The following is a 23,163-nucleotide window of genomic DNA, read 5'->3' as shown; positions in this document are numbered from 1 at the left end:
AGGCGCCATGTGCCTTTGGTTCTGGTTTGTAAAGGCCAGGAAGACCGGGGGTTTCACACCCCCGGACCCCCGTGGGATATTTGCACCAAGGCAAAGGGCAGGGGATTCGCATGTTTGACCAGTTGACGCACCGGGTGGTGCAGGCGCCGATGGCGGGCACTTCAACCCCGGAACTTGCCGTGGCGGTGTGCGAAGCGGGTGGGTTGGGCTTCGTGGCGCTTGGCGCCCTGGATGCAGAGGGCGCGCGCAAGGCGATCCAGGCGGTGCGACGGAAAACGGGCCGGGCCTTCGGCGTGAACCTGTTCTGCCATGCGCCCGCCCGTCGCGACCCTGCGCAAGAAGCGGCATGGATCGACACCCTGCGCCCGGAGTTCCAGCGATTCGGAGCCAGCCCGCCCACGGCGCTGTCCGAAATCTATCCCAGCTTTCGCGGCAACGACGCGATGCTGTCGGTGCTGCTGGCCGAGGCGCCGGCCATCGTCGGATGTCATTTCGGCCTTCCCAAGCCTGACCAGATCGCCGCGTTGAAGGGGGCGGGGTGCAAGCTGTGGGCCACCGCGACCTCGGTCGCCGAAGGGCAGGCGATTCGCGATGCGGGTTTCGATGCGATCGTGGCCCAGGGCCACGAGGCGGGTGGCCACCGCGGCATCTTTGACCCGGATGGTTCCGACGGGCGGCTGGATCATCTGGCGCTTGTGCGGGCGCTGCTGCCGCTCGGCCTGCCGGTCGTGGCGGCGGGGGCGATCATGGACCGTGCGGCGGCACGGGCGGCCATGACGGCGGGCGCGGCTGCCGTGCAATGCGGAACCGCCTTTCTGCGCGCGCCCGAGGCGGCGACCCCGCCCGCGCATCGCGCGGCGCTGTCGGGCGGGCAGACGGTGATGACCCGCGCGATTTCCGGCCGTCCGGCACGATGTCTGGCCAATGCTTTCACAAGCATCGACGATACGGGGGCGGCGGATTATCCCGTGGCTTATGACATCGGCAAGGCGCTGCATGCCGCCGCCATGGCGCGGGGGAATGCCGGATACGGGGCGTTCTGGGCGGGAACGGGCGCGGCTGCCAGCGTCGCGCGGCCTGCGGCCGACACGGTTCGGGCGATCAGCCCGTGACGAAATCCCGCGCGGCATAGCCCTGCAGGTAAAGCAGCGCCGTCAGGTCGCCGTGATTGATGCGGATGGGGGCCTGCGCGGCCACGGACGGCTTGGCGTGCAGGGCCACGCCTGTTCCGGCCATCTGGATCATGCCCAGGTCGTTCGCGCCGTCGCCCACGGCAATCGCATCAGCGGGGGTCAGCCCGCGCGCGGCGGCGATCTGGACCAAGGCTTCGACCTTCGCCTCGCGCCCCAGGATCGGCAGTGCGACCCGGCCGGTCAGCAGCCCGCCGTCAGCCAGCAGGGTGTTGGCGCGGTGTTCGTCGAACCCCAGCCGGTCGGCCACGGCCTGGGTAAAGGCGGTGAAGCCGCCCGACACAAGCGCCGTATAGGCGCCGTTCGCGCGCATCGTCGCCACCAGTTCCGCCCCGCCCGCCGCCATGGTGATGCGCGAGGCCAAGACATCGGCGATCACGCTGTCCTTCAACCCGGTCAGCAGGCTCACCCGTTCGGTCAGGGCGCCGTCGAAATCCAGCTCTCCGTTCATGGCGCGGGCCGTGATGTCGGCCACGCGGGGACCCACCCCCGCCATGTCGGCCAGTTCGTCGATGCATTCCTGCCCGATCATGGTCGAATCCATGTCGGCCAGCAGGATCGCCTTGCGCCGCCCCGCGGCGGGCTGGATCGCCAGATCCAGCGTCTGTTGCTGCAGTTCGGCCCAGACGTCCTGGAAATCGGCGGGTTCGGCCGGCACGTCGAACTCGGCCGCGACGCGGGGGTTCAGCCAGCGGATCGGGCCGCCGCCCCAGCGGCGTGACAGGGCTTGCGCCACATCGTCGGACAGGTTGGCGCGCAGGGGCGATGCGATCAGCGAGACGGTGAACATGGGCCGGGCCTCCTTTGGCGGGCGTCTAGGCCAAAGCGGCAGGCTGCGCCAGAGCGGGGCGGCGGATGCCCAGAAAGGGGCCGTCGCCCGCGGCGTCGATCCGGCCCAGCGCGTCAGGGATGGATTCGATGATCACGGACATGGCAAAGGCGGTGGCGTGGATCATGCGGTCCGGTCCTATCGCCAGAGCGACATGGCCAGGCCAGAACAGCAGGTCGCCGCGCTGGATGTCGTCGGCCGCCGGGAAGGCTGCGCGTTGCAGGTCGCTGTCGCCGGGGCAGGGGATGTCGCAGGCGGTCAGTGCGGCCTGGACCAGGCCGGAACAGTCGATGCCCCAGCGGCTGTTGCCGCCCCACAGATAAGGCGTGCCCAGCAGGCTTTCTGCGACGGGCACCGGATCCGGGGCGGGCCGGTCGCCGATATGCTGGATGGGAACGAAACCGCCGGTCGCCAGCCGGGCAAACCGCCCCTCGACCCCCGCGACAGACAGGCGCGCGCCGATCGACAGGCTGGCGGTCTCTCGCTGCTTCATGTCGGGGGCGGGATAGACATGCGTTGCGGGCGCCGCCACCCGATGCGTGATGGGCGGAAGGTCGGTGCCAAGTCCGGCGGCGGGCAGCCAGCCGCAATAGCCGTCAAGCGCCGCCTGGACGAAGCACCAGTCGCCGCGCGCCTCGATCACCGTGACATCGGCGCCGAAATTCACCTGGCGGTCGCGCCGACCGTCGGGGGCGGTCATCAGGTCGGCCAAAGGCACCGCCAGCCGCGCGGGGTGGCCGGGGGTATAGGCGGGACGTTCGATCACCCCCGCCAGGCTTTCCAGGGCCACGCGATCGGTGGCGGGGGTCAGTCGCCGGTCCAGTGTCACGATACGGTCCGGGGCAGGATCGCGGGAAGGGCTGCCAGGATCGCCCGCGCGCCTTGGCCCACGCCGCCCTTGGGGCGGCCCGGCGCCGCGACCTGCTGCCAGCCATAGATGTCCATGTGAACGTAACGCCCTGACCCTTCGGCAAAGCGGCGCAGGAACAGCGCCGCCGTGACCGACCCGGCCATTCCGCCGGCGGGCGCGTTGTCCAGATCCGCGATCGGCGGTTCGATCTGCGATTCGTAGCCGTCCCAGAAGGGCATCCGCCACAGGGGATCGCGCACGACCATGGCGGCGCGGGACAGCGCGTCCGCCGTGGCATCGTCGTCGCAATAGAAGGGCGGCAGGTCTGGACCAAGCGCAACCCGCGCCGCCCCCGTCAACGTCGCAAGCGAGATCATCAGGTCGGGCGATTCCTCGGCCCCCAGGGCCAGCGCATCGGCCAGGATCAGGCGGCCCTCGGCATCGGTGTTGTTCACCTCGACCGTCAGGCCCTTGCGGCTGGTCAGCACGTCGCCGGGACGGAAGGACGCCGCCGAGACGCTGTTTTCCACCACCGGCAGCAGGACGCGGATCCGCATCCGGTCGGCCGCGCCGGTCAGCGCCAGCATCTTCAAAAGGCCTAGCGCGGTCGCCGCCCCGCCCATGTCCTTCTTCATCAGCAGCATCGAGGCCGACGGCTTGAGGTCCAGCCCGCCGGTGTCGAAGCAGACGCCCTTGCCCACGATCGTCAGGCACGGACCATCGTTACCCAGGCGGATGTCGATCAGACGCGGGGCCTGTTCGGCGGCGCGCCCGACCGCGTGGATCATCGGCAGGTTGGCATCCAGCAGATCCGGTCCCGCAGTGACCGTCACAGATGCCCCGACCTCATCCGCCAGGGTGCGGGCCGCGGCTTCCAGATCATCCGGTCCCATGTCGTTGGCGGGGGTGTTGATCAGGTCGCGCGTCAGAAACTCTCCCGCTGCCTGGGCACGGATCCGGGCGGCATCGACGCCTTGGGGGCAGAGGAATTGCGGCCCGTCATAGGCCGTCCCCTTGTAGCGGGTGAAACGATACTGCCCCAGAAGCAGCGCCAGGGCAGCCTCGTCCGGGTCCACCCCCTCGGGCAAGGCAGGGCGCCAGACGCCCTTCGACAGGGCCGTGGCATGGGCCAGTGCGAAACGGGTGCGGTTCGCCCGCGCCCGGTCGCCCAGGCCCAGGAAAGCGCCCGCCAGCCCGCCCGAGGCATCGGGCAGCAGGCAGATTTCCCCCAGCTTCGCCGTGAATCCGCTGGAGGCGGGCCAGGGTCCGGCCTGGTCGGGCAGCGGGTCCCCTTTCCAGACGGCCCACAGCGGCAGGGCGTCGGCGGTGTCGGGCGCAAAATCTGGGATCATGGGGCGGTCCTTGTCTGTCGGACGCGACATTACAGCCTGCGTCCCGGCCCGCAAGCCTAGCCAAGCCCGGACCTGTCCCAGATGGCCGTCAGCGACCGGTTGCCGACCCGCATCAGCCGGGCGTGGACGGCGGGCAGGGCGACCCGGTCGCGCCGTTCCGCGCAGCCGCCCAGATCCATGGCCACGCCTGCCAGCGACAAAAGCCCGATCTGCCAGGCAAGCCGGGCCAAAAGGTCGGATTGGCGCGCAACCTCGGGCAGATCGCCCGCGCGCACAGCCCCATCGGCAGAGGTCAGCGCGCCCGCCAGTTGTTCAAGGGCCAGGCCGATGACATTCTGGGCCGCCGTTTCGCCCAGTTCGGTGACGATATCGCCGACGCGCCGGGAATCGACCCGAACGGGTTCCGATACGGCCAGCGCCATGATTTGTGCCATCTGCCTTACCTTCATCTTCTTGTGCGTCCGGTCCCCGCAACATGGGGCCTTGCCATGAAGAAAGGCTTGATGGCGGCAAAAGAAACCTCTCGAATTTGTTTCAATCACCGCCTATCAAGCAGCGTGACAAGAGAGGTGAGACATGCACAACATCCGCCCCCTGCCGCACTATCTGGTCGGCCGTTTCCATGGCTGGCGGGCCACATCCTATTCCGAAAACAGCGCCTGGTATCGCCGTCTGGCGACCGACGGGCAGCGTCCGCGCGCGATGGTGATTTCCTGCTGCGATTCGCGGGTCCACGTCACCAGCATCTTCGGCGCGGATTCGGGCGAATTCTTCATCCATCGCAACATCGCCAACCTGGTGCCGCCCTATGCGCCGGACGGGCTGCAGCACGGCACCTCGGCCGCGGTGGAATACGCGGTGACCGCGCTGAAGGTGGCCCATCTGATCATCGTGGGCCATACCAGCTGCGGCGGTGTCGCGGGCTGTCATGCGATGTGTTCGGGCCGCGCCCCCGAGCTGGAGGAAAAGACCAGCTTCGTCGGCCGCTGGATGGACGTGCTGCGCCCCGGCTATGACCGGGTGAAGGACCTGCCCGAGGACCAGCAGGTCGCCGCCCTGGAACGCGAGGCCGTGCTGGTGTCGATCGAGAACCTGATGACCTTCCCCTTCGTGAAGGCGGCCGTTGAATCGGGGCAGATGTCGATCCACGGACTTGTCCACGACATCAGCGAAGGCACCCTGGTCCAGGCCGTCGAAGGCGGCCGCAGCTGGGTGGAAGTCTGATCCAGGAACAGGGGATGCCCGGTGCCCTCAGGCGTCGGGCTTCCAGCGGATCACGCGCCAAAGATAAAGCGCGACGATCCCCACCACGACCGCCGTGGACAGCGGGTCAATCCAGTGTTCGACATTTTCATACTGGTCTTCCAGCAGATATCCCGCAAGCGCCAGCCCGCCCGACCAGATGAAGCTGCCAAGCGCGGTATAAAGCAGGAACTGACCCTGCGGCATCCGCTCGATCCCGGCGGGGATCGAGATCAGCGTGCGCACCGTCGGGATGAAGCGGCCAAAAAAGATGACCGCGCGGCCGTGGCGGTCGAACCAGCCTTCAGCGGCTTCGAATTCGGACAGGGTCAGGGTCAGCCAGCGTCCGTGGCGGACAATCAGGCGGCGCATCCGGTGGGCGCCAAAGGCGCGCCCGACCAGATACCACAGCCAGGCCCCGGCCAGCGACCCCAGGCCGCCGGCCAGGATCGCCAGCCACAGGGGCGTGCCGCCGCGCGCGGCGTTGAAGCCCGCCAGCGGCATGATCAGTTCCGACGGGATCGGTGGAAAGACGTTTTCCAGCAGCATCAGCGCGGCGATGGCAAGCGCACCGCCGCTATCCAGAAATCCGGCGATCCAGTCGAACACCCGCTCAGCCCTTCTTCAGGACGCGGTTGCCCAGCAGTTCGGCGATCTGCACCGCGTTCAGCGCCGCGCCCTTGCGCAGGTTGTCGCTGACGCACCACAGGTTCAACCCGTTTTCCACCGTCACATCCTGGCGGATGCGGCTGACGAAGGTCGCGAAGTCGCCCACGCATTCGACCGGCGTGGTGTAGCCGCCCGGTTCGCGCTTGTCGACGACCAGGATGCCCGGCGCCTCGCGCAGGATGTCGCGGGCCTCGTCCTCGTCCAGGAAATCCTCGAACTCGATGTTGATCGATTCCGAATGGCCCACGAAGACCGGGACGCGCACGCAGGTCGCCGTGACCTTGATCGACGGGTCGAGGATCTTCTTCGTCTCGGCCGTCATCTTCCATTCTTCCTTGGTGTCGCCGCTGTCCAGGAAGACGTCGATCTGCGGGATCACGTTGAAGGCGATCTGCTTCTGGAACTTCTTGGGTTCCTTTTCCTGACCCGGCACATACATGCCCTTGGTCTGGTCCCACAACTCGTCCATGCCTTCCTTGCCGGCGCCCGAGACGGACTGGTAGGTGGACACGACGACCCGCTTGATGCGCGCGCGGTCATGCAGCGGCTTCAGCGCCACCACCATCTGCGCGGTGGAACAGTTGGGGTTCGCGATGATCATCTTGTTCTTGTAGTCATTCACCGCCTCGGGGTTCACCTCGGGCACGATCAGCGGGATCTCGGGGTCGTAGCGGTAAAGCGAGGAGTTGTCGATCACCACGCAGCCCGCCGCGGCGGCGCGGGGGGCATGGATCTTGGTCGCGTCCGATCCGATCGCGAACAGCGCGATGTCCCAGCCGGTGAAGTCGAACTGCTCGATATCCTTCACCTTGATGGCCTTGTCGCCAAAGCTGACCTCGGTGCCCTGCGACCGGCGCGAGGCCAGTGCGGCAATCTCATCCACCGGAAACATGCGTTCGTCCAGGATGTTCAGCATTTCGCGGCCCACATTGCCCGTGGCGCCTGCGACGACGACTTTGTAGCCCATCTCCTTGGGACTCCTTTTCTGGCGGTCGGGTGCGTTTAGCGCAAGCAAGGGCGCAGGGGAAGGGAAAAGGGGTCACGCCAATGTCATCCGGCCCGGGCGCAAGGCAGGCTATCCTGCCCCGCAGGACAGGACGGGGAAGACCGATGTTCAACGCCATTCGTTCCATGATCGCCCTGCTTGGCCTTGCGCTGACGCTGGCCGCGCCTGCAAGCGCACATCACGGCTGGTCCTGGGCAGAGGAGGGTCAGGTCCGGCTGGAAGGCGTGATCGAGGACATTTCCATGGCCCCGCCCCATCCCAGCCTGCGCGTCCGGGCGGCGGACGGGACGGTCTGGTTTGTCGAACTGGGCAATCCGGGCCGGACCGCACGGTCAGGCTTTGGGGCGGACACGGCCGAAGTGGGCGACCTGGTGACGGTGATCGGCAATCGCGACCGCGACCCGGGCGAGGCGCACATGAAGGCTGTGCGCATCGTGATCGACGGGCGGAACTATGACATGTATCCCGAACGCATCCAGTCCGACTGACGGGTGGTGGAGTTTGCGGCCTGGATCGAGGCATCAAGCCTGGCGCGGGTGCTGCGCGGGTCGGGCAGCCTGTACATGGTCCTGAATGCCACGCATATCCTGACAATCGGGCTGCTGCTGGGCGCGATCCTGCCGCTGGATCTGCGGATCCTGGGGGTTCTGCGCGGACCGCCCTTGCAGGTGATCGGCCCCTTCCTGTCGCGCATGGCGGGCGCGGGGCTGGGCCTGGCGATGCTGACGGGGTTCTGCCTGTGGTCGGTCAGCGCGACCGAATACCTGGGCAACGCGGCCTTCCGGTGGAAGATGGTTTTGCTGGCAACCGCGCTTAGCAATGTCGTCCTGCTGCACCGGCTGGGCTGGCACCGGGTCATAGCCACCGGGGTTGCTGACACGGCCACGCGGATGCTTGCCGCGGCCTCGGCGCTGCTATGGCTGTCGGTGCTGCTGGCGGGCCGCTGGATCGGGTTTCTTTAGGCCAGCGTCAGGCGGGCATCGCTGCGGCGCAGATCCGCGACCCATGAGGCTTCCGCGCCGAAGTCGTGAGGCACCTGGTCGGCGGTGCGGCGGCCGGACAGGCTTTGGCTGGCGAAGAAATCGAAGCCGTAAAGGGTCAGGCTTGCCAGCGACGACCGCAGCAGCAGGTCGATCATCATCGCCCCCGTGGTCGGCGGCGCGGCCAGCCGGTCCTTCAGCGCGTGATAATCGGGCAGGGGATGCAGATAGAAGCCGGGGCTGCTGGCGACCCGCCAGCCCAGCCGCTTGCGCTTGGGCGACATCCACAACAGGCGCGACGGGTGCAGGCGGGCACGATCCTCATCCGCCAGGCGGACCGCCAGGGCCAGCCAATCGGTCCGGGTGCCGTGGCTGTCAGGGCTGGGCATCGGCGCCCGGTTGATGCGGATCACCAGGCCGGCGGCGTCGATGGCCGCGCCATGCCGGGCCTGGGCCAAAGACCGCGCATTGCCGATCAGCGCGACGCTTTTGCCTTCCAGATCCGCCAGCAGGTTGCCTTGCGGGACGGACAGGGACTGCAGGGCGGCTTCGTCGCGCATCACGCGGGCGGAATAAAAGGACAGCTTGTTCATGGCCGGGCCAGCAAGTCGTTGTAGATCGCAACCAGGGCGCGGGCCTCGCCTTCGATGGCATGGCTCGTGGCGACATGGTCGCGGGCGGCGCGGCCAGCGGCGGCGCGAGCCGCGTCATCGTCCAGCCAATGCCGCAGAGCATCGGTCAACGCATCCAGATCGTCGGGCGGCACCAGGCTGCCGGTCACGCCGTCGCGGATCAGCGTTTCATAGGCGCCGACGCGGGCCGCGACCGAGGGCACCCCGCAGGCCATCGCCTCCAGGGGCGTCAGGCCGAAGCCCTCCCACCGTGCAGGGGCCGCGAACAGGTCGAGCGCCTGATAATGGCGCACCACTTGGTCCCAGGGTAGTTCGCCCAGGAAGCGGATGCGGCCTTCCAGCCCCGCCGCGCGGATTTCCCCCAGCAGTTCGTCGGCAAAGGCGCGGTTGTCCGGCGTGATGCGGCCGGTAAAGACGATCTGCGCGCGCGGGCGGTCCGGCAGCAGCCGCAGCCCGGCCCGGATCAGCAGATCGACACCCTTCTGCGCGCGCACCCGGCCAAAGCAGCCGATCAGGACGGCATGGGGGTCAAGGTCCAACGCGCGCCGCAGCGCCGCCTTGTCGGCGGGCGGCTGGAAAATGTCGGTATCGACCCCGTGCATCACCACAGTGGCGGGCCGGTCCAGATAGCTGGCTGCCTTGTCCGATGTGGCGACAAGCGCGTCCTGCTGGCGGATCAGCCATTTCGTGAACCCGGTATGGCGGCGCTGCGCGGCGGATGTGAACATCAGCCGGTATTTGCGCCGAAGCACGCGCCGCAGGATCAGCCCCAGCGCCATTTCCGTGTTGCGCCGGGCGTGCCAGACGCGCCAGCGGTTGCGCGGCATCAGAGCCGCGCGCCACAGCGGGATATGCGGCACCTCGGGCGGCAGGCCGGGGCCGGTGGCGCGGATCGCGATCATCCGCGCCTGCACCGGGATCAGCCGGACCACGGTCGCGGTGACGCCCGACAAGCGGCGCTTGAGGTTGGGGGCGATGACCAGCGGGTCCGTCCTCGGATCAGGCATTCCGGGCCTCGGGCGTCAGGAAATACAGGGCGAACCCGATTGCAAGCGGGACCGCGAAGAACCCGAACAGCATAGCGAAGGCCTGCGGCGGGGCATAGGCCGCAGCCGCCGCCTGGAACACCGGGCGCGAGGCGAACTGCATGACGCCGACGCCGCCGATCGAGATCATGTTGAGAAAGGTCACCCCCCGACCCACCAGATGATCCGGCAGGAAGGACCTGCCATGCGCCATCAGCAGCACATAGCCTGCCCCCGACAGCCCGATCAGCGCCAGCAGCACCACCGCGGCCGACAGGCCCGGATCGGGGTTCAGCACCAGGAACCCCATCACGGCCAGCGTGCAGCCGGTGAAGATCAGCACCGTCCGGCGCAGGCTGCCCACCAGCCGCACGGCAGGGGCCACCAGGAAGTTGCCCGCGATCATCGCCAGCCCCATCGCCAGCGTCGCCCGCCCGATCAGCACGGCATCCGCCTCGAAGACCCGCTCCAGATAGGGCGCGGCCCACAGCCCCCGGATCGCACCGGATGCGGCATAGTTCACGAAGAACAGGGGCAGGATGAACCACAGCGCGCGGATGCGCAGCACCTCGGCCAGCGATCCCTGGGGGTGGCCTGCGCCCAGCCGCGCCGGATCGCGCACGGTGCCCGCGATCAGCAGCGCCACCGCCACGGTCGCCACGCCAAGGCCCGCCATGGTCGCGCGCCAGCCAAGCGCCTCGATTGCCCAGACCAGCGGTGTCGCCCCCATGATGTTGCCCAGCGAGCCGAAGCCCACGATCATCCCGGCCATCCCCCCGAATGCCGCAGCCGGATATTTGCGGGCGATGATATAATATGAACCCATCAGCGCCGGCGCGCAGCCCACACCCAGCAACGCCATGGCCAGATGCAGATGCCACGGTGCCTGGGCCAGGGCGAAAATCGCAGCCCCCACGCCGCCCGCGCCGCCCAGCAGCAAGGCCACCGTCAGGCGTGGCCCGATCCGGTCCAGCATCCGCCCGACCGGGATCTGCATCAAGGCGAAGGCCGCGAACCACAGCCCCGATGACAGCGCCAGATCCCCCGGCCTGGCCCCCAGTTCCGCGCCCAGGACCGGCGTCAGCACCGCCAGGAAGGCCCGGTAGAACTGGGAAAGGACATAAGCCAGCACCAGGCTGACGATGCCGATGGACAGGGCTGGCATTCGCGGCGTTCCTTGCTTGCGGTTCGGGCTGCAGGCTGGGCCATGGGCAAGGAAGGTGCAAGATGTGCAATTCGCCGCCTTGCGTCAACTTGACCAGCCCATGCCGGGGGGCTAGCACCGGACGCGATGCCGCCCCATGACCCGGAGGAACCATGTCCGACAGCTATTCGCTTCTCATCCTGCCCGGCGACGGGATCGGCCCTGAGGTCATGGCCGAGGTCGTGAAGGTGATCGACTGGTTCGGGTCCAATCGCGGCATGTCCTTCGACATCCGGCACGGGCTGGTCGGCGGCGCCTCGTATGATGCGCATGGCACGCCCCTGACGGATGAGACGATGGCCCAGGCCCAGGCGGTCGATGCGGTGCTGCTGGGCGCGGTGGGCGGTCCCAAATACGACGTGCTGGATTTCAGCGTGAAACCGGAACGCGGCCTGTTGCGCCTGCGCAAGGAGATGGACCTTTACGCCAACCTGCGGCCGGCGCAGTGCTTCGATGCCCTGGCCGATTTCAGCAGCCTCAAGCGCGAGGTGGTGGCGGGCCTCGACATCCTGATCGTGCGTGAACTGACCTCGGGCGTTTATTTCGGCGAACCGCGCGGCATCCATGCCGACGGCAACAATCCCGACAACGAGGGCGGCCGCGTCGGCATCAACACCCAGCGTTACACCAGCGGAGAGATCCGCCGCGTGGCCCGTTCGGCCTTTGAGCTCGCGCGGCGCCGCAACAACAAGGTCTGCTCGATGGAGAAGGCCAACGTCATGGAATCCGGCATCCTCTGGCGCGAGGAGGTGCAGTGGGTCCATGACAACGAATATCCCGATGTGGACCTGACCCACATGTATGCTGACAACGGCGCGATGCAGTTGGTGCGCAACCCGCGCCAGTTCGACGTGATCGTGACGGACAACCTGTTCGGCGACCTTCTGTCGGATGCCGCCGCGATGCTGACCGGCAGCCTGGGGATGCTGCCCTCGGCCAGCCTGGGGGCGCCGATGGCGAATGGCCGGCCCAAGGCGATGTACGAACCCGTCCACGGATCGGCGCCCGACATCGCGGGGCAGGGCAAGGCCAACCCCATCGCCTGCGTCCTGTCCTTCGCCATGGCGCTGCGCTACTCCTTTGACGAAGGACAGGCCGCATCCGACCTGGAACGGGCGGTGGAAAAGGTGCTGGCCGACGGCGTGCGCACGGCAGACCTGATGGGTCCCGAAGGCGGCACGCCGGTATCCACCGCCGAGATGGGCGACCGGATCGTCGCGGCCCTGTCGCAAGCCTGATGGAAGCCGCGTCCAACGTCCGCGGCGCGGCCCTCGCCCTGCTGGCGATGGGCATCTATGCGACGCATGACGCGGTCATCAAGGTGCTTGGGGCGCAGTATCCTGCGCTGCAGGTGCTGTTCTTCTCGTCCCTGCTGTCCTTTCCGCTGGTGATGGTCATCATCATGCGCGACCCGACGCCGGGCACGCTGCGCCCGGCCAATCCCGGCTGGGTCGCGGTCCGCACGGTGGTGGGGGTGATCGCCGGGATGGGCAGCTTCTTCGCCTTCTCGCAACTGCCCCTGGCGCAGGTCTATTCGATCCTGTTCGCCGCGCCGCTGCTGGTCACGATCCTGTCGATCCCGCTTCTGGGCGAGAAGGTCGGCCTGCATCGCTGGGCGGCCGTGGTGATCGGCCTTCTGGGGGTGCTGGTCGTGCTGCGCCCGGGCGCGCAGTCCCTGGGCTGGGGGCATCTCGCGGCGCTCGCTTCGGCCATCGCCTCGGCCACGACGGCGGTGATCCTGCGCAAGCTGGGCCGGTCGGAACGCCCGCTGGTGCTGTTGATGTGGCCGATGCTGGGCAACTTCCTGGCCACCGGCGCCTCGCTGGCCATCGACTATCGCCCGATGGAGCTGCCGCACCTGGCCCTTGCCGGGGTGATCGCCTGCCTGGGCCTGGTTGCGGGCTTCCTGCTGATCCTGGCCTATCGCGCCGGAGAGGCCGCGATCGTCGCGCCGATGCAGTATTCCCAGATCCTCTGGGCCACCGCCTATGGCTGGATCTTCTTCAACGAGGTCCTGGACCTGCCTACCTTCCTTGGCGCGACCATCATCATCGCATCGGGCATCTATATCGTCTGGCGCGAGGGGCGGGGCGGCAATTCCGCCAACCGCCCGGTGATCGCCTCGCGCATCCGGGCGGAAACGGTCACGGCGCCGCGCACGTCGCTTTTGCAAAGAATATGGCCGCCTCGCCCCTGACGGGGCTTGCATTGCCGCGCGCCCCGCGCTACCTGCCCCAGCACGGTCGGAGCGTAGCGCAGCCTGGTAGCGCACCTGCTTCGGGAGCAGGGGGTCGGAGGTTCGAATCCTCTCGCTCCGACCATTTTTCCCGAAATCACATTAGGCCTGCCCGATCAGCAGCATCACCAGCGGTATCGTCACGATGCTGGCGGCGGTCGATATCAGGATCGCGGCCGACACCCGCTGCTGCGCCACGCCGAAATACTGCGCCAAGATATAGACGTTGCCTGCGACCGGCAGGGCAGCCGCCGCGACCATGACACCTGCCGCGACGGGATCGACCCGCAAGGCCCAGGCCGCCAGTCCCACCGCCAGCGGATGCAGCACCAGCTTGGCCGCGCTCAGCCAACCGGAGGCCGCAAGCCGTCCGATCCGCCGTCCCGCCAGGCTGGCGCCGATGGCGAACAGCGCCCCGGGCGTGGCGGCGGCGCCCAGCATCGCCAGGAACTCGTCCAGCGGACCGGGCAGGGGCAGGCGCATCTGCGCCCAGGCCAGGCCCGCCACCATCGACAGGATCATCGGGTTGGCGACGATGCCGCGCAGGATCGGAACCACCGTGGCCGGGCGCAGCCCGCCGCTGCGCCCGGCATGGATGATCAGCGTGATCAGCGTGGAAAAGACCAGCATGTCGATGGTCAGCACCATCAGCACCGGACCCACGGCCCGTTCGCCCAGCAGCACCACCAGCATGGGCACGCCCAGAAAGCCCGTGTTGCCGATCATGCAGCACTGCGCCTCCATCGCCGCCTCGGCCACGGGCAGGCCGCGCGCCCGCGCCGCTGCCATGCCGATCATCCAGACGGCCAGCGACCCCGCCAGATAGGCCAGGACGAATCGCCCGTCGAACAGCGCCGCCAGATCCAGCCCCGCCGCAAACCGGAACAGCATGGCCGACAGCGCGAAATAGAAGACGAACTTCGTCAACCAGGCCGCGCCTTCCTGCGGAAAGAACCGCGTCCGCGCGGCCAGCCAGCCCAGGCCGATCAGCCCGAAGAAGGGCAGGGTTTTCAGAAAGACCGCCAGCATGCTTCTTCTTTATTCAAATATCCTCGGGGATGAGGCCGCTTGCGGCCGAGGGGGCAGACAGCCCCCTTTCTACGGTGAATTCATGCACACCGTCCGCCACCTGCCCTTGCCCGACCAGCCGATGCCCTGCACTGTCGCAGAAATGCGGCACGTCGATCAGGGCCATCGCATCGGTCGCCCACAACCGCACCCGCGCGCCCGCCGGCTGGTCCAGCAGAACCTTGCGCAGCCGCAGGACCGGCAACGGACACAGCAGCCCGCGCGCGTCGATGACCGGGGCTTCGGTCACTGCACGCCCGTAACCTGGTCCAGGCACCATTCGACCAAGCCCGCCGGCGGGACAGGCTCGCCCATGCCGTCGCAGAACTCCGCAAAGGCCGCACGCTGTTCCGGGGGCACATGCAGCAGGACCGGCACATCCTGGGCGATGGCTTGGGCGATCACGCTGCGAAAGCCCCGGCCGATCGCCTCTTGGCGGCCGAACTTCGGCACGATCAGCAGTTCCGCGCCCGCAAGCCTGGCCGAGACCCGCGCCGCCGCCATCTCCAAGGCGCCGGGATCCAGGCGGCAGCCGCTGGAGCCGCCGCCCAGGGACTGGGAAATGCGGATCGGCGCGTCTTCCTCGCCCAGGACCAGCACGTCCATGTCGCAGGCGCAATCCGCGCCGCGGTCGGTGTTCTGCTGAACGGCGCCCGCCAACCGCAATCCCGCGTCCGCCAAGCCCGAACACAGCCGGGCCAGGATGCGGTCGGCCTCTCCCGGAGGGGCGTCGTCGTCCAGGCTGAACCATCCCAGCATCGGTCTCATACTCCGCTGTCCAGGGCGAATTTCATCAGTCCGTTGATGCCGTCCACGCCCAGCTTCTTCTTCAGGGCCGAGGATGTGTTCGCCGCCGTCTTGTAGCTGACATCAAGTTCGTCCGCGATGGCCTGCAGGCCAAGCCCGCGGCCGATCAGCGCCAGAACCTGCCGTTCGCGGTCCGACAGCGCCCCCAGCGGATCGGCCGAGGCCCCCGCCCGCAGCGTCGCCAAGGCCATCGCGTGCTTGGGCGACAGATAGAATTCGCCCGACTCCAGCATTCGCACCGCCTCGCGGAAATCTGCGGGGGGCGCGTTCTTCGACAGGAACCCCTGCGCGCCCGCTTGCAGGGCGCGGGCGGCAAAGCCCGTCTGGTCGTTCATCGAAAAGACCAGGATGCGCGCGGCGGGGGCGACATTGCGCAGCGGCGCCACCAGATCCAGGCCGCCCGCGCCCGGCAGGCTGATGTCCAGCACGATCAGGTCCGGCGCCTCTCCCGCTTCCAGTTGCGCCAGCGCATCCTCGCCCGACATGGCCTGGCCGATCCGCTCGTATCCCAGGTCGCGCAGCAGGCGGTTGGCGCCCAGGTGGGTGATCGGGTGATCGTCGATGACAAGCGCGGATTTCATCTGTGGCCTTCATTCCGACTGCTGCAAGGGCAGGCTGGCGCTGATGGTGGTCCCCCCCGCCCCCGAGGACAAGGACAAATCGCCGCCCAGCAAGGTGATGCGTTCGCGCATCCCGGTCAAGCCGGTGCCTTCGCGCGTGCCAGGCGCCATGCCTTGCCCGTCGTCCGACAGTTCGATCCGCCAGTGCGCGGGATCGGTCCACAGCCGCACCGTCACGCGCGACGCCCCCGCATGGCGCAGCGCGTTCGTCGTGCCTTCCTGCACGATGCGGAACAGGGTCAGGGCGGTCGCCTCATCGGGTTCGGGCAGGCCGGGGGGCAGATCCAGGTCGATGTCAAGGTCGGGGAAGCGCCGCCCCAGATCGGACAGATAATCCGACAGGACCGCTGCCAGCGGCAACTGCCCGATGGCGGCAGGGCGCAGATCGCCCAGCAGGGCGCGGTTCACGCGGGCGATTTCCTCGGCGATCTGGAAAATGGCCGCCGCATGGCCTGCGATGGCGGGGGTGGGGGCAGCCTCGTGCAGGGCGTCGGCCTCGACCCGCAGGCCGAACAGGCAGGGACCCATCTCGTCATGCAGGTCGCGGGCGATGGCCTTGCGTTCCTCGTCGCCGCGGGTGACGACGCGGCGTTGCAGCCGCGCGCGGTCGGCCTGCGCCTGCTGCAACGCCTGGGCCAGGTCGTCCACGCCTGCGGCAATGGGCGCCAGGTCGCGCTGCGCAACCGGTCCCACCCGGGCCGACAGATCGCCCCGGCGCAGATCCGTCAGGCGGCTGGCGATGACCGCCACCGGATGAAGGGCCTGGCGAGTGGCCCACAGGATCAGCAGCCCCTGGACCACCGCCGCAAGGGCCGCCAGTCCCAGGAAGGCCGACAGGTTGCGCCAAGCCAGGGCGATTTCCGCCCCCGGATCGGTGGCGATGAAGACATAGCCGCGCGGTCGCCCGCCGATCACCACCGGCAGGCGGGTTTCCAGCAGGTCGGGTGCGACCATGGACGCGAACCATTGCGGCGCCTGGCCATGGACCTGCACGGGCACGGATGCGCGGCGCACCACTCCGTCCAGGATATCGACGGTTCCCAGCGTCACATGGCGCGGCACCACCAGCCGTTCGGGAAGAAGCTGCATGATCCGGTCGGGCGGCACCGCGCCGTGCATGGTTCCCACGGTGGCCAGAACCAGGGCACGCGCGGTTTCCACCGCCAGCCGGGTTTCTGTGGCGATGTCGCGCCGCGCGCCTTCCAGGCTCGCCACGGCCAGGGCCGCGAACAGCGCCGCCTGAACGGCCAGGATCACCAGGAAGATGCGTCGCGTCAGGGACAGGCGGGTCATGTCCCGCAGATTGGCCAATCGGCGCAAGGTCGTCCATGGCGCAATCGCGGCTTTTCGTGCCGCCTTGCGCGGCATAAAAGGGGGCCATGACAGATTACGACGCCCTTTCCGCGCGCATCCGCGCCCTTGCCCATGGCGAAACCGACGAGGTTGCGCTGATGGCGACGCTTGCCTGCGAAATCCACCATTCGGACGATCGCTTCGACTGGACCGGATTCTATCGCGTGGTCGCGCCCGAATTGCTGAAGATCGGCCCTTACCAAGGGGGGCACGGCTGCCTGGTGATCCCGTTCTCGCGCGGGGTCTGCGGGGCTGCGGCGCGCACGCGGCAGATCCAGCTTGTTCCCGACGTGGACGCCTTTCCCGGCCATATCGCCTGCGCCAGTTCCACCCGGTCCGAAATCGTCCTGCCGGTTCTTGGCAACGGTGGCCGCCTGATCGGCGTTCTGGACATCGACAGCGACCGGCCGGACGCCTTCACCCCCGAAGACGCAACGCGCCTGGCCGCCATCCTGGAGGAGGTTTTCGGCCATGTCTGATTTCACCGGACGCTGTCTGTGCGGCGCCGTCACCTTCAGCGGCACCTGGGGCGGCGATCCGCTGCGGGCCTGCCATTGCAGCCAGTGCCGCCGCTGGTCAGGGCATGTCTGGGCCGCTGCCGGGACAGCCGATCTGACGATCCGGGGCGCGGTCAAGTGGTTCCGGTCCTCGGACCAGGCCGAGCGGGGCTTTTGCCCCCAATGCGGCAGCAGCCTGTTCTGGCGCCAACTGGACGGCAGCGGGGTCGAGGTCGCGCCGGGCGCCGTGGACAACCCCACGGGGCAGCGGTTGCAGGGCCATATCTATGTCGCCGACAAGGGCGATTATTACGACATCGCGGACGGCCTGCCGCAGGAATCGCAAGGATGATCTGGGACACCGTCGCCGCCATCCCCCTGGCGCAGCTGACCGCCTTTGTCGCGGGCGGGCTGATGCTGAACGTCGCGCCCGGTCAGGACGTGTTCTTCGCCAGCGCCTGCGGCATCCAGGGCGGGCCGCGCGCGGGCGCGCTGGCCGGCTTCGGGGTGGGCCTGGGCGTGCTGATGCATGTGACGCTGGCCACTGTTGGCCTGGGCGCCATCGTCGCCGCCCATCCCGAGGCGTTGCTGGCCGTCAAATACGCGGGCGCGGCCTATCTCTTGTGGCTGGCGTGGAAAAGCTGGCGGGCCGGGCCGGCCGATCCTTCGGCGCGCGGCAGCGTCAGGCCCTGGAACATCATCCGGCGCGGCTTCCTGTCGAACGCGCTGAACCCCAAGCCAGTCCTGTTCCTGCTGGCCTTCCTGCCGCAGTTCACCAACCCTGCCTGGGGTCCGGTCTGGCAGCAGATCCTGGGCCTGGGACTGATCTTCGCCTTTACCGGCACGCTGGTCACAATGGGTTACGGCATCGTCGCGGGCTATGCGGGCCATGTGATCGGCAGGCGGCTGGGCCTGATCAACAAGATCGCGGCCGTGATGTTCGCGGGCCTGGCCATCCGGCTGGTCACGAAGTGACCGCCTTCACCTATGCCCCGCCGCCCGATGCGCCCCAGGTGATCCATGCCGATCACGAGATCCTGGTGGTGGGCAAGCCTGCGGGCCTTCTGTCGGTCCCTGGACGGGGCGAAGGCAAGGACGACTGCCTGATCAACCGGTTGCGCGGGGCGTTCCCGACCGTGCTGCTGGTCCATCGGCTGGATCAGGACACCTCGGGCGTGATGGTCTTCGGCCTGACCCCCCATGCGCAGCGCACCCTGGCCAAGCAGTTCGAGGAACGCAAGGTCAAGAAGACCTATGTCGCGCGCCTGTCCGGGCGGCTGGAGCCGAAGACCGGCACCGTCGATCTGCCGCTGATCGTCGATTGGCCGAACCGCCCGCGCCAGAAGGTCGATCACGACCAAGGACGGCCCGCGCTGACCGAATGGCGGGTGATCCGCGCGAGCGATGCCGAAACCCGCGTCCGGCTGTTCCCGCTGACCGGGCGCAGTCACCAGTTGCGCGTCCACATGGCCGAAACCGGCCACCCGATCCTGGGCGATCCGCTTTACGCGACGGGCACTGCGGCTGATCACCCGCGCCTGATGCTGCACGCAGAAAGCCTGCGCCTGCGTCATCCCGACAGCGGCGTGCAGGTCAGCTTCAGCCAGCCCGCGCCGTTCTAGGCCCCGATCACCTGTTCGGCCACCTGTTCGGACCGCAGCATGTCCTCCAGCGTCAGCGACTCGATCAGGATCAGATAGGACCAGAAGATTTCGGCAAAGACCTTGCGGATACGGCAGGACGCCTCGTCCCGGCAATCCTCGCAGCGCTGATAGGCGCGGCGCGACAGGCAGGGCAGGGGGGCGATCGGCCCGTCGATCAGGCGCAGAAGCTCGGATATGGAAATGTCGCCGGGCCGCTTGATCAGCAGATAGCCGCCCGACCGGCCGCGGATGGAGCTGACCATGCCCGCATTGCGCAGTTCCAGCAGGATCTGTTCCAGGAACCGCTTGGGCGTGTCGGACCTGCGGGCGATCTTTTCGATGGTCAGCGCCTCGGGCGCGGGCTGGGCGGCCTCGTCCCCCAGAACCAGCATCGCCTTCAGCGCGTATTTCATCTTCTGCGTGATCATGGCCCACATTACGGCGATAAAATACCCGCATCAAGGTCGAGATTTCAGGCAACATGATGCAACCAGATATACGATTAAGACGCTAGACATTTGATATTTTTGTGGCACTCTGGCCTGCGAAACGGCTTGCCGAGGAGCATATGACCGGCCTGGACCTGATCGACCGCAAGATCGTCGCCGCCCTGATGCAGGACGCGACCCAACCCATCGCCCAGATCGCCGACCGTGTGGGACTGTCGCAGACCCCTTGCTGGAAGCGGATTCAGAAACTGGAATCGACGGGCGTTCTGATCGGGCGCGTGGCCCTGGCCGATCCGGCAAAGCTGGGCTTCGGCCTTACCGTCTTTGTGGGAATCGAGGCCGTCGATCATGGCGCCGCTTGGCGCGACGCCTTCCTGGCGGCCATCAAGAAGTTCCCCGAGGTCATGGAAGCCTATCGCATGGCCGGAGAGATGGACTACCTGCTGCAGGTCGCGGTGCCCGACATGGCGGCCTATGACGATTTCTATCGACGGCTGACGGATGCCGTGCCGATCAAGAACCTGACCTCGCATTTCGCCATGGAGCGGTTGCGCCATACCACCGCCTATCCCGTCAACACCCGCGACCGCTAGATCCCTGTTCCCTTTCCCGGCCGATCTTTGGAAACAAAATCACGACAAACAAAGTAGAGTTACCGGGAGTTAGAGGGAGAAACTGCACCATGTCCAAGACCCTGATCGTTCCCGGCCTTGACGGATCGCCCGGTCCCCATTGGCAGGACTGGTGGGCGCGCACCGATCCCAATGCGATGATCGTCGATCTGCCCGATCCCCGCCGCCCCGTGCGCGAGGCTTGGGAGGCTGCCTTGGCGGTGGTGATCCTGCGGCACCCCAACAGCATCCTGGTCGGCCATTCGCTGGGTTCGGTGCTGATCGCGCAGATGCTGGCCCGCTGGTCGGGGCTGCGGGTGCGCGGTGCGGTGCTGGTTGCCCCCGCCGATCCGCTGGCAGGGACAGATGGCTGCCAGCGTATCCGTCGTTTCGGTCCCCTGCCCGATATGGCCCTGGACGTGCCTGCCGTGCTGGTGGCCAGCCGCAACGACCCCTGGATGACCTTCGACCGCAGCCGCGATCTGGCCGACACGCTTGGCGCCGACCTGATCGACCTGGGCCAGGCGGGCCATGTCAACGTGGCAGCCGGCTTTGGTCCCTGGCCCGGCGGCAAGGTGATCCGCGACCGCCTGCTGGACCGGACCGAACGCCCCTCGGTCCTGCGCCGGTGGCTTGGTCAGGCAGCCCAGGCGCGGCCGCGCCTGACGGGGGCGTGACGATGCCCGGCCGCAGCTTTCATCGCCTCGCCGAACCTGTCCCCGCCGAATCCGTCCCCATTGTCGATTTCGGAGTCCCTGCCATGTTCGACATGCAGACCGAACTGCATCTGCGCCGCACGGCGCGCGACCCACAGGGTGACGACAGCGGCGCCGTCTGCGTCATCCTGATCGTGATGAACCTGTCGGCTCTTGCGCTGCTTGCCGCTGTGCTGATCTGATCCGAAGGGTGCCCATGATCCCGGCTCCCGCTCCGACGGCCTTCCTGGCCCAATGCGGATGGCGCCGGTCCCCTGTCGTCATGGCGCAGCGGATATCCTAGACCTGTTCCAGAAAACCACGCAGGGTCTGCAGCTTGGCCGCGGTGACATCGACGATGCTGCCTTCGGACATCGCATCGTCGTTGGCCCAGATGCGGAACGTGTCCGCCAGGGCATGAGAGATCGCCTGCGCCAGCAGTTCCGCATCGGGGCGCGCGTCCTCGCCCAGGCGGGTTACGGCCAGATCGGCGATCTGATCCCCCAGCCGTTTCAGTGATCCATAGAAGATCGGCAGCAGTTCGGGCGCTTCGTCCAGCAGCCGGTTGATCAGTTGCGACATGCCCCGGTCCAGGTCGGCATGGCACAAGAGATGCCGCAGCGCCTTCAACAGGTCGCCCAGCAACGGGCCGGAGGATTCGCGGAACCAGGCCACAGTGTCGTCGGCAAAGCTGGGCGCCGTCCCGATGATCGCCGCATCCTTGTTCAGGTAATAGTTGAAGAAGGTCCGCTGGCTGATCCCCGCCTCGGCCGCGATCTGTTCCGTCGTCACCGAATCATATCCCAGCCGCAGCGCCAGCGTCAGCGCGGCGCGCTGGATGTCGCGTGCTGTCTGCTGCCGCCGTCGATCACGAAGCGTCGATTTCGCCGCCATGATGCCATTCCCTTAGAAATTCACCCCAGGCAAATATTGCATACTGTGCATCAACGTGCAACAAGCCTTTCCGAATGCTGGTCCGCCCGCTGGAAGGAATGATCCGATGTCCCTGTTTCACCCGATGGCCTGTGCCGGCCTGATCGCCCTGTGGTTCCTGTCCGTGCCTGCCGCGGCCCAAGAGGCCCAGATGCCGCCGCCGCAGGTGGGCGTGGTCACGGTCCAGCCCCAGCCGGTTCCGCGCATCCTGACGCTGCCGGGGCGCGCCGTGGCCCAGTCGCAGGCGGCGATCCGTCCCCGCGTCGGCGGGCTGGTCACCGAGGTTCTTTATCAGCCCGGCACGGCGCTGGAGGCGGGCGCGCCGATGTTCCGCATCGACCCGACCATCTATCAGGCAAACCTGACCAGTGCCGAGGCGCAGGTCGCATCCGCGCGCGCCGCCCTGACCGAGGCCGAAACCTCGTTCGGCCGCACCGAACAGCTGCTGGGATCGGGCACGACCCAGGCGCAGGTCGATGCCTCGCGCGCCACGCTGGAACAGGCGCGGTCGGCCCTGCAGGCAGCCGAGGCCGCGCTGTCACTGGCGCAGGCGGAACTGGAATGGACCACCATCGCCAGCCCGATCGACGGCATGGCCAGCGTCCCGGCAGTGTCGGTGGGCGATCTGGTGACGGCGAACCAGGCAGATGCCCTGGCGACGGTGACGCAACTGGATCCGATCGAGGTGGACATGTTCGAACCCTCGGCCCGGCTCTTGTCCCTGCGCGACGACATCAGCGAAGGGCGGTTGCGGCTGAACGACAGGATCCAGGCCACCCTGACGCTGGAAACCGGCGAAACCTATGCGGCGACCGGTGAACTGGTGGCGCCGGGCTATACCGTCTCGACCTCGACCGGGGCGGTGGACACGCGGTTCCGCTTTGAAAACCCGCGCCGGCTGATCCTGCCCGGCATGTTCCTGCGCGGCCAGGTCAACCTGGGCACGACCGAGGCCTTTCTGGTCACGCAGAACGCCGCAACCCGCGACAAGACCGGGCAATTGTCGGCTTGGGTCGTGCGCGACGGCAAGGCCACGCAGGTGGATCTGGCCGATGACGGCAGCTACCAGAACCACTGGATCGTGACAAACGGGCTTCAGCCCGGCGACAGCCTGATCGTGGACAATTTCGCCGCCCTGACCGAGGGGGCCGAGGTCACGACCGTCCCCGTCACCCTGGACGAGAACGGCGTCGTGCGCGAACAGCCCGCCCCCGAGGGCGAGCCTGCCGCCGCCCCCGCAGACGCCGCAGCCACTGCTCCGGCCGAGTGATC

At 67.9% G+C, this 23,163-nt stretch carries 30 protein-coding genes and 1 tRNA gene; 15 read left to right on the top strand and 16 right to left on the bottom strand.

What is annotated here, in order from left to right; translation table 11 throughout:
- The first annotated feature begins 110 nt into the window (after positions 1-110).
- Complete coding sequence (locus RAH32_RS15150; protein ID WP_306608863.1) at positions 111-1,112, top strand: NAD(P)H-dependent flavin oxidoreductase; 1,002 nt, start codon at positions 111-113, stop codon at positions 1,110-1,112.
- Here RAH32_RS15150 and serB read toward each other — a convergent pair.
- From serB to RAH32_RS15130, 4 genes are read right to left on the bottom strand one after another with little or no spacing between them, the layout of a single operon-like run.
- Positions 1,102-1,980: a phosphoserine phosphatase SerB gene (serB, locus tag RAH32_RS15145; RefSeq protein WP_306608861.1), complete on the bottom strand. Its 879-nt coding sequence runs from the start codon at positions 1,978-1,980 to the stop codon at positions 1,102-1,104. The genes RAH32_RS15150 and serB overlap by 11 nt on opposite strands.
- Before the next feature lie 25 nt (positions 1,981-2,005).
- Positions 2,006-2,842: a C40 family peptidase gene (locus tag RAH32_RS15140; protein WP_306608948.1), complete on the bottom strand. Its 837-nt coding sequence runs from the start codon at positions 2,840-2,842 to the stop codon at positions 2,006-2,008.
- 2 nt (positions 2,843-2,844) lie between these two features.
- Positions 2,845-4,221, bottom strand: coding sequence for a leucyl aminopeptidase family protein (locus RAH32_RS15135; protein ID WP_306608859.1), 1,377 nt, complete (start codon positions 4,219-4,221; stop codon positions 2,845-2,847).
- 56 nt (positions 4,222-4,277) lie between these two features.
- Entirely contained in the window at positions 4,278-4,655 is a 378-nt protein-coding gene (locus RAH32_RS15130; protein ID WP_306608857.1) for a hypothetical protein, read from the bottom strand.
- A 142-nt stretch (positions 4,656-4,797) separates the two neighbouring features.
- Here RAH32_RS15130 and RAH32_RS15125 point away from each other — a divergent pair, with 142 nt between their 5' ends.
- Positions 4,798-5,445: a carbonic anhydrase gene (locus RAH32_RS15125; RefSeq protein ID WP_306608855.1), complete on the top strand. Its 648-nt coding sequence runs from the start codon at positions 4,798-4,800 to the stop codon at positions 5,443-5,445.
- A 27-nt stretch (positions 5,446-5,472) separates the two neighbouring features.
- On the opposite strand, the gene RAH32_RS15120 is transcribed toward RAH32_RS15125, so the two are convergent.
- On the bottom strand, positions 5,473-6,072 hold the full coding sequence (locus tag RAH32_RS15120) for a DedA family protein (protein ID WP_306608853.1): 600 nt from the start codon (positions 6,070-6,072) through the stop codon (positions 5,473-5,475).
- A gap of 4 nt (positions 6,073-6,076) precedes the next feature.
- Positions 6,077-7,099, bottom strand: a complete 1,023-nt coding sequence (locus RAH32_RS15115) for an aspartate-semialdehyde dehydrogenase (protein WP_306608851.1) — start codon at positions 7,097-7,099, stop codon at positions 6,077-6,079.
- A 143-nt stretch (positions 7,100-7,242) separates the two neighbouring features.
- Between RAH32_RS15115 and RAH32_RS15110 the strand changes: the two genes are divergently transcribed.
- Positions 7,243-7,626: a DUF6152 family protein gene (locus RAH32_RS15110; protein WP_306608849.1), complete on the top strand. Its 384-nt coding sequence runs from the start codon at positions 7,243-7,245 to the stop codon at positions 7,624-7,626.
- Positions 7,627-7,632: 6 nt separating this feature from the next.
- Positions 7,633-8,100 (top strand): DUF6644 family protein, encoded by a 468-nt coding sequence (locus tag RAH32_RS15105; protein WP_306608847.1) that lies wholly within the window; start codon positions 7,633-7,635, stop codon positions 8,098-8,100.
- On the opposite strand, the gene RAH32_RS15100 is transcribed toward RAH32_RS15105, so the two are convergent.
- From RAH32_RS15100 to RAH32_RS15090, 3 genes are read right to left on the bottom strand one after another with little or no spacing between them, the layout of a single operon-like run.
- A complete protein-coding gene (locus RAH32_RS15100; RefSeq protein ID WP_306608845.1) occupies positions 8,097-8,711 on the bottom strand; it encodes a glycosyltransferase family 29 protein in 615 nt (204 codons plus the stop codon). The two genes, RAH32_RS15105 and RAH32_RS15100, sit on opposite strands and share 4 nt — an antisense overlap.
- Positions 8,708-9,757 carry a glycosyltransferase family 4 protein gene (locus tag RAH32_RS15095; RefSeq protein WP_306608843.1) on the bottom strand — a complete coding sequence of 350 codons (1,050 nt, stop codon included), beginning with the start codon at positions 9,755-9,757 and terminating at the stop codon, positions 8,708-8,710. The genes RAH32_RS15100 and RAH32_RS15095 overlap by 4 nt, the downstream gene beginning before the upstream one ends.
- A complete protein-coding gene (locus RAH32_RS15090) occupies positions 9,750-10,940 on the bottom strand; it encodes an MFS transporter (protein ID WP_306608841.1) in 1,191 nt (396 codons plus the stop codon). The genes RAH32_RS15095 and RAH32_RS15090 overlap by 8 nt, the downstream gene beginning before the upstream one ends.
- Before the next feature lie 152 nt (positions 10,941-11,092).
- Between RAH32_RS15090 and leuB the strand changes: the two genes are divergently transcribed.
- The 3 genes from leuB (at position 11,093) to RAH32_RS15075 (ending at position 13,300) form a co-directional block, all read left to right on the top strand.
- A complete protein-coding gene (leuB, locus tag RAH32_RS15085) occupies positions 11,093-12,217 on the top strand; it encodes a 3-isopropylmalate dehydrogenase (protein WP_306608838.1) in 1,125 nt (374 codons plus the stop codon).
- The gene (locus RAH32_RS15080) at positions 12,217-13,176 is read left to right on the top strand and encodes a DMT family transporter (RefSeq protein WP_306608836.1); all 960 of its coding nucleotides are present in this window, start codon (positions 12,217-12,219) and stop codon (positions 13,174-13,176) included. The genes leuB and RAH32_RS15080 overlap by 1 nt, the downstream gene beginning before the upstream one ends.
- A gap of 47 nt (positions 13,177-13,223) precedes the next feature.
- A tRNA-Pro gene (locus tag RAH32_RS15075) sits at positions 13,224-13,300 on the top strand.
- A 17-nt stretch (positions 13,301-13,317) separates the two neighbouring features.
- Here the strand turns inward: RAH32_RS15075 and RAH32_RS15070 are convergent.
- The 5 genes from RAH32_RS15070 to RAH32_RS15050 are packed head-to-tail and all read right to left on the bottom strand — an operon-like array spanning position 13,318 to position 17,003.
- On the bottom strand, positions 13,318-14,244 hold the full coding sequence (locus RAH32_RS15070; protein WP_306608834.1) for an AEC family transporter: 927 nt from the start codon (positions 14,242-14,244) through the stop codon (positions 13,318-13,320).
- Positions 14,245-14,257: 13 nt separating this feature from the next.
- Entirely contained in the window at positions 14,258-14,533 is a 276-nt protein-coding gene (locus RAH32_RS15065) for a sulfurtransferase TusA family protein (RefSeq protein WP_306608833.1), read from the bottom strand.
- Positions 14,530-15,042, bottom strand: coding sequence for a DUF2478 domain-containing protein (locus RAH32_RS15060; RefSeq protein WP_306608831.1), 513 nt, complete (start codon positions 15,040-15,042; stop codon positions 14,530-14,532). Before RAH32_RS15060 ends, RAH32_RS15065 begins: the two co-directional genes overlap by 4 nt.
- 5 nt (positions 15,043-15,047) lie before the next feature.
- Complete coding sequence (locus RAH32_RS15055) at positions 15,048-15,671, bottom strand: response regulator (protein WP_306608829.1); 624 nt, start codon at positions 15,669-15,671, stop codon at positions 15,048-15,050.
- Between the two features lie 9 nt (positions 15,672-15,680).
- Positions 15,681-17,003, bottom strand: a complete 1,323-nt coding sequence (locus tag RAH32_RS15050) for an ATP-binding protein (protein WP_306608827.1) — start codon at positions 17,001-17,003, stop codon at positions 15,681-15,683.
- Positions 17,004-17,089: 86 nt separating this feature from the next.
- On the opposite strand from RAH32_RS15050, the gene RAH32_RS15045 reads away from it, so the two are divergent.
- Genes RAH32_RS15045 through RAH32_RS15030 form a run of 4 tightly spaced genes read left to right on the top strand, consistent with a single transcriptional unit; the run spans position 17,090 to position 19,182 of the window.
- Positions 17,090-17,542: a GAF domain-containing protein gene (locus tag RAH32_RS15045; RefSeq protein WP_306608825.1), complete on the top strand. Its 453-nt coding sequence runs from the start codon at positions 17,090-17,092 to the stop codon at positions 17,540-17,542.
- Positions 17,535-17,912 (top strand): GFA family protein, encoded by a 378-nt coding sequence (locus tag RAH32_RS15040; protein WP_306608823.1) that lies wholly within the window; start codon positions 17,535-17,537, stop codon positions 17,910-17,912. The genes RAH32_RS15045 and RAH32_RS15040 overlap by 8 nt, the downstream gene beginning before the upstream one ends.
- The gene (locus tag RAH32_RS15035; protein WP_306608821.1) at positions 17,909-18,535 is read left to right on the top strand and encodes a LysE family translocator; all 627 of its coding nucleotides are present in this window, start codon (positions 17,909-17,911) and stop codon (positions 18,533-18,535) included. The genes RAH32_RS15040 and RAH32_RS15035 overlap by 4 nt, the downstream gene beginning before the upstream one ends.
- Entirely contained in the window at positions 18,532-19,182 is a 651-nt protein-coding gene (locus tag RAH32_RS15030; protein WP_306608819.1) for a pseudouridine synthase, read from the top strand. Before RAH32_RS15035 ends, RAH32_RS15030 begins: the two co-directional genes overlap by 4 nt.
- On the opposite strand, the gene RAH32_RS15025 is transcribed toward RAH32_RS15030, so the two are convergent.
- Positions 19,179-19,631 (bottom strand): RrF2 family transcriptional regulator, encoded by a 453-nt coding sequence (locus tag RAH32_RS15025; protein WP_306608817.1) that lies wholly within the window; start codon positions 19,629-19,631, stop codon positions 19,179-19,181. The two genes, RAH32_RS15030 and RAH32_RS15025, sit on opposite strands and share 4 nt — an antisense overlap.
- A gap of 140 nt (positions 19,632-19,771) precedes the next feature.
- Between RAH32_RS15025 and RAH32_RS15020 the strand changes: the two genes are divergently transcribed.
- The 3 genes from RAH32_RS15020 to RAH32_RS15010 all read left to right on the top strand — a co-directional run bounded on the left by RAH32_RS15020 (position 19,772) and on the right by RAH32_RS15010 (position 21,161).
- On the top strand, positions 19,772-20,245 hold the full coding sequence (locus RAH32_RS15020) for an Lrp/AsnC family transcriptional regulator (protein ID WP_306608815.1): 474 nt from the start codon (positions 19,772-19,774) through the stop codon (positions 20,243-20,245).
- Positions 20,246-20,334: 89 nt separating this feature from the next.
- The gene (locus tag RAH32_RS15015) at positions 20,335-20,940 is read left to right on the top strand and encodes an RBBP9/YdeN family alpha/beta hydrolase (RefSeq protein WP_306608813.1); all 606 of its coding nucleotides are present in this window, start codon (positions 20,335-20,337) and stop codon (positions 20,938-20,940) included.
- A complete protein-coding gene (locus RAH32_RS15010) occupies positions 20,937-21,161 on the top strand; it encodes a hypothetical protein (RefSeq protein WP_306608811.1) in 225 nt (74 codons plus the stop codon). The genes RAH32_RS15015 and RAH32_RS15010 overlap by 4 nt, the downstream gene beginning before the upstream one ends.
- 97 nt (positions 21,162-21,258) lie before the next feature.
- Here the strand turns inward: RAH32_RS15010 and RAH32_RS15005 are convergent, their stop codons facing one another.
- Positions 21,259-21,852, bottom strand: coding sequence for a TetR/AcrR family transcriptional regulator (locus tag RAH32_RS15005; protein ID WP_306608809.1), 594 nt, complete (start codon positions 21,850-21,852; stop codon positions 21,259-21,261).
- Positions 21,853-21,958: 106 nt separating this feature from the next.
- Between RAH32_RS15005 and RAH32_RS15000 the strand changes: the two genes are divergently transcribed.
- Positions 21,959-23,161: an efflux RND transporter periplasmic adaptor subunit gene (locus tag RAH32_RS15000; protein ID WP_306608807.1), complete on the top strand. Its 1,203-nt coding sequence runs from the start codon at positions 21,959-21,961 to the stop codon at positions 23,159-23,161.
- The last annotated feature ends 2 nt before the right edge of the window (positions 23,162-23,163 follow it).

Source organism: Paracoccus yibinensis (assembly GCF_030846195.1).
GTDB classification, from domain to species: Bacteria; Pseudomonadota; Alphaproteobacteria; order Rhodobacterales; family Rhodobacteraceae; genus Paracoccus; species Paracoccus yibinensis.
The sequence above is the reverse complement of the archived record's forward strand: the minus strand, read 5'-3'. Positions and strand labels throughout refer to the sequence as shown.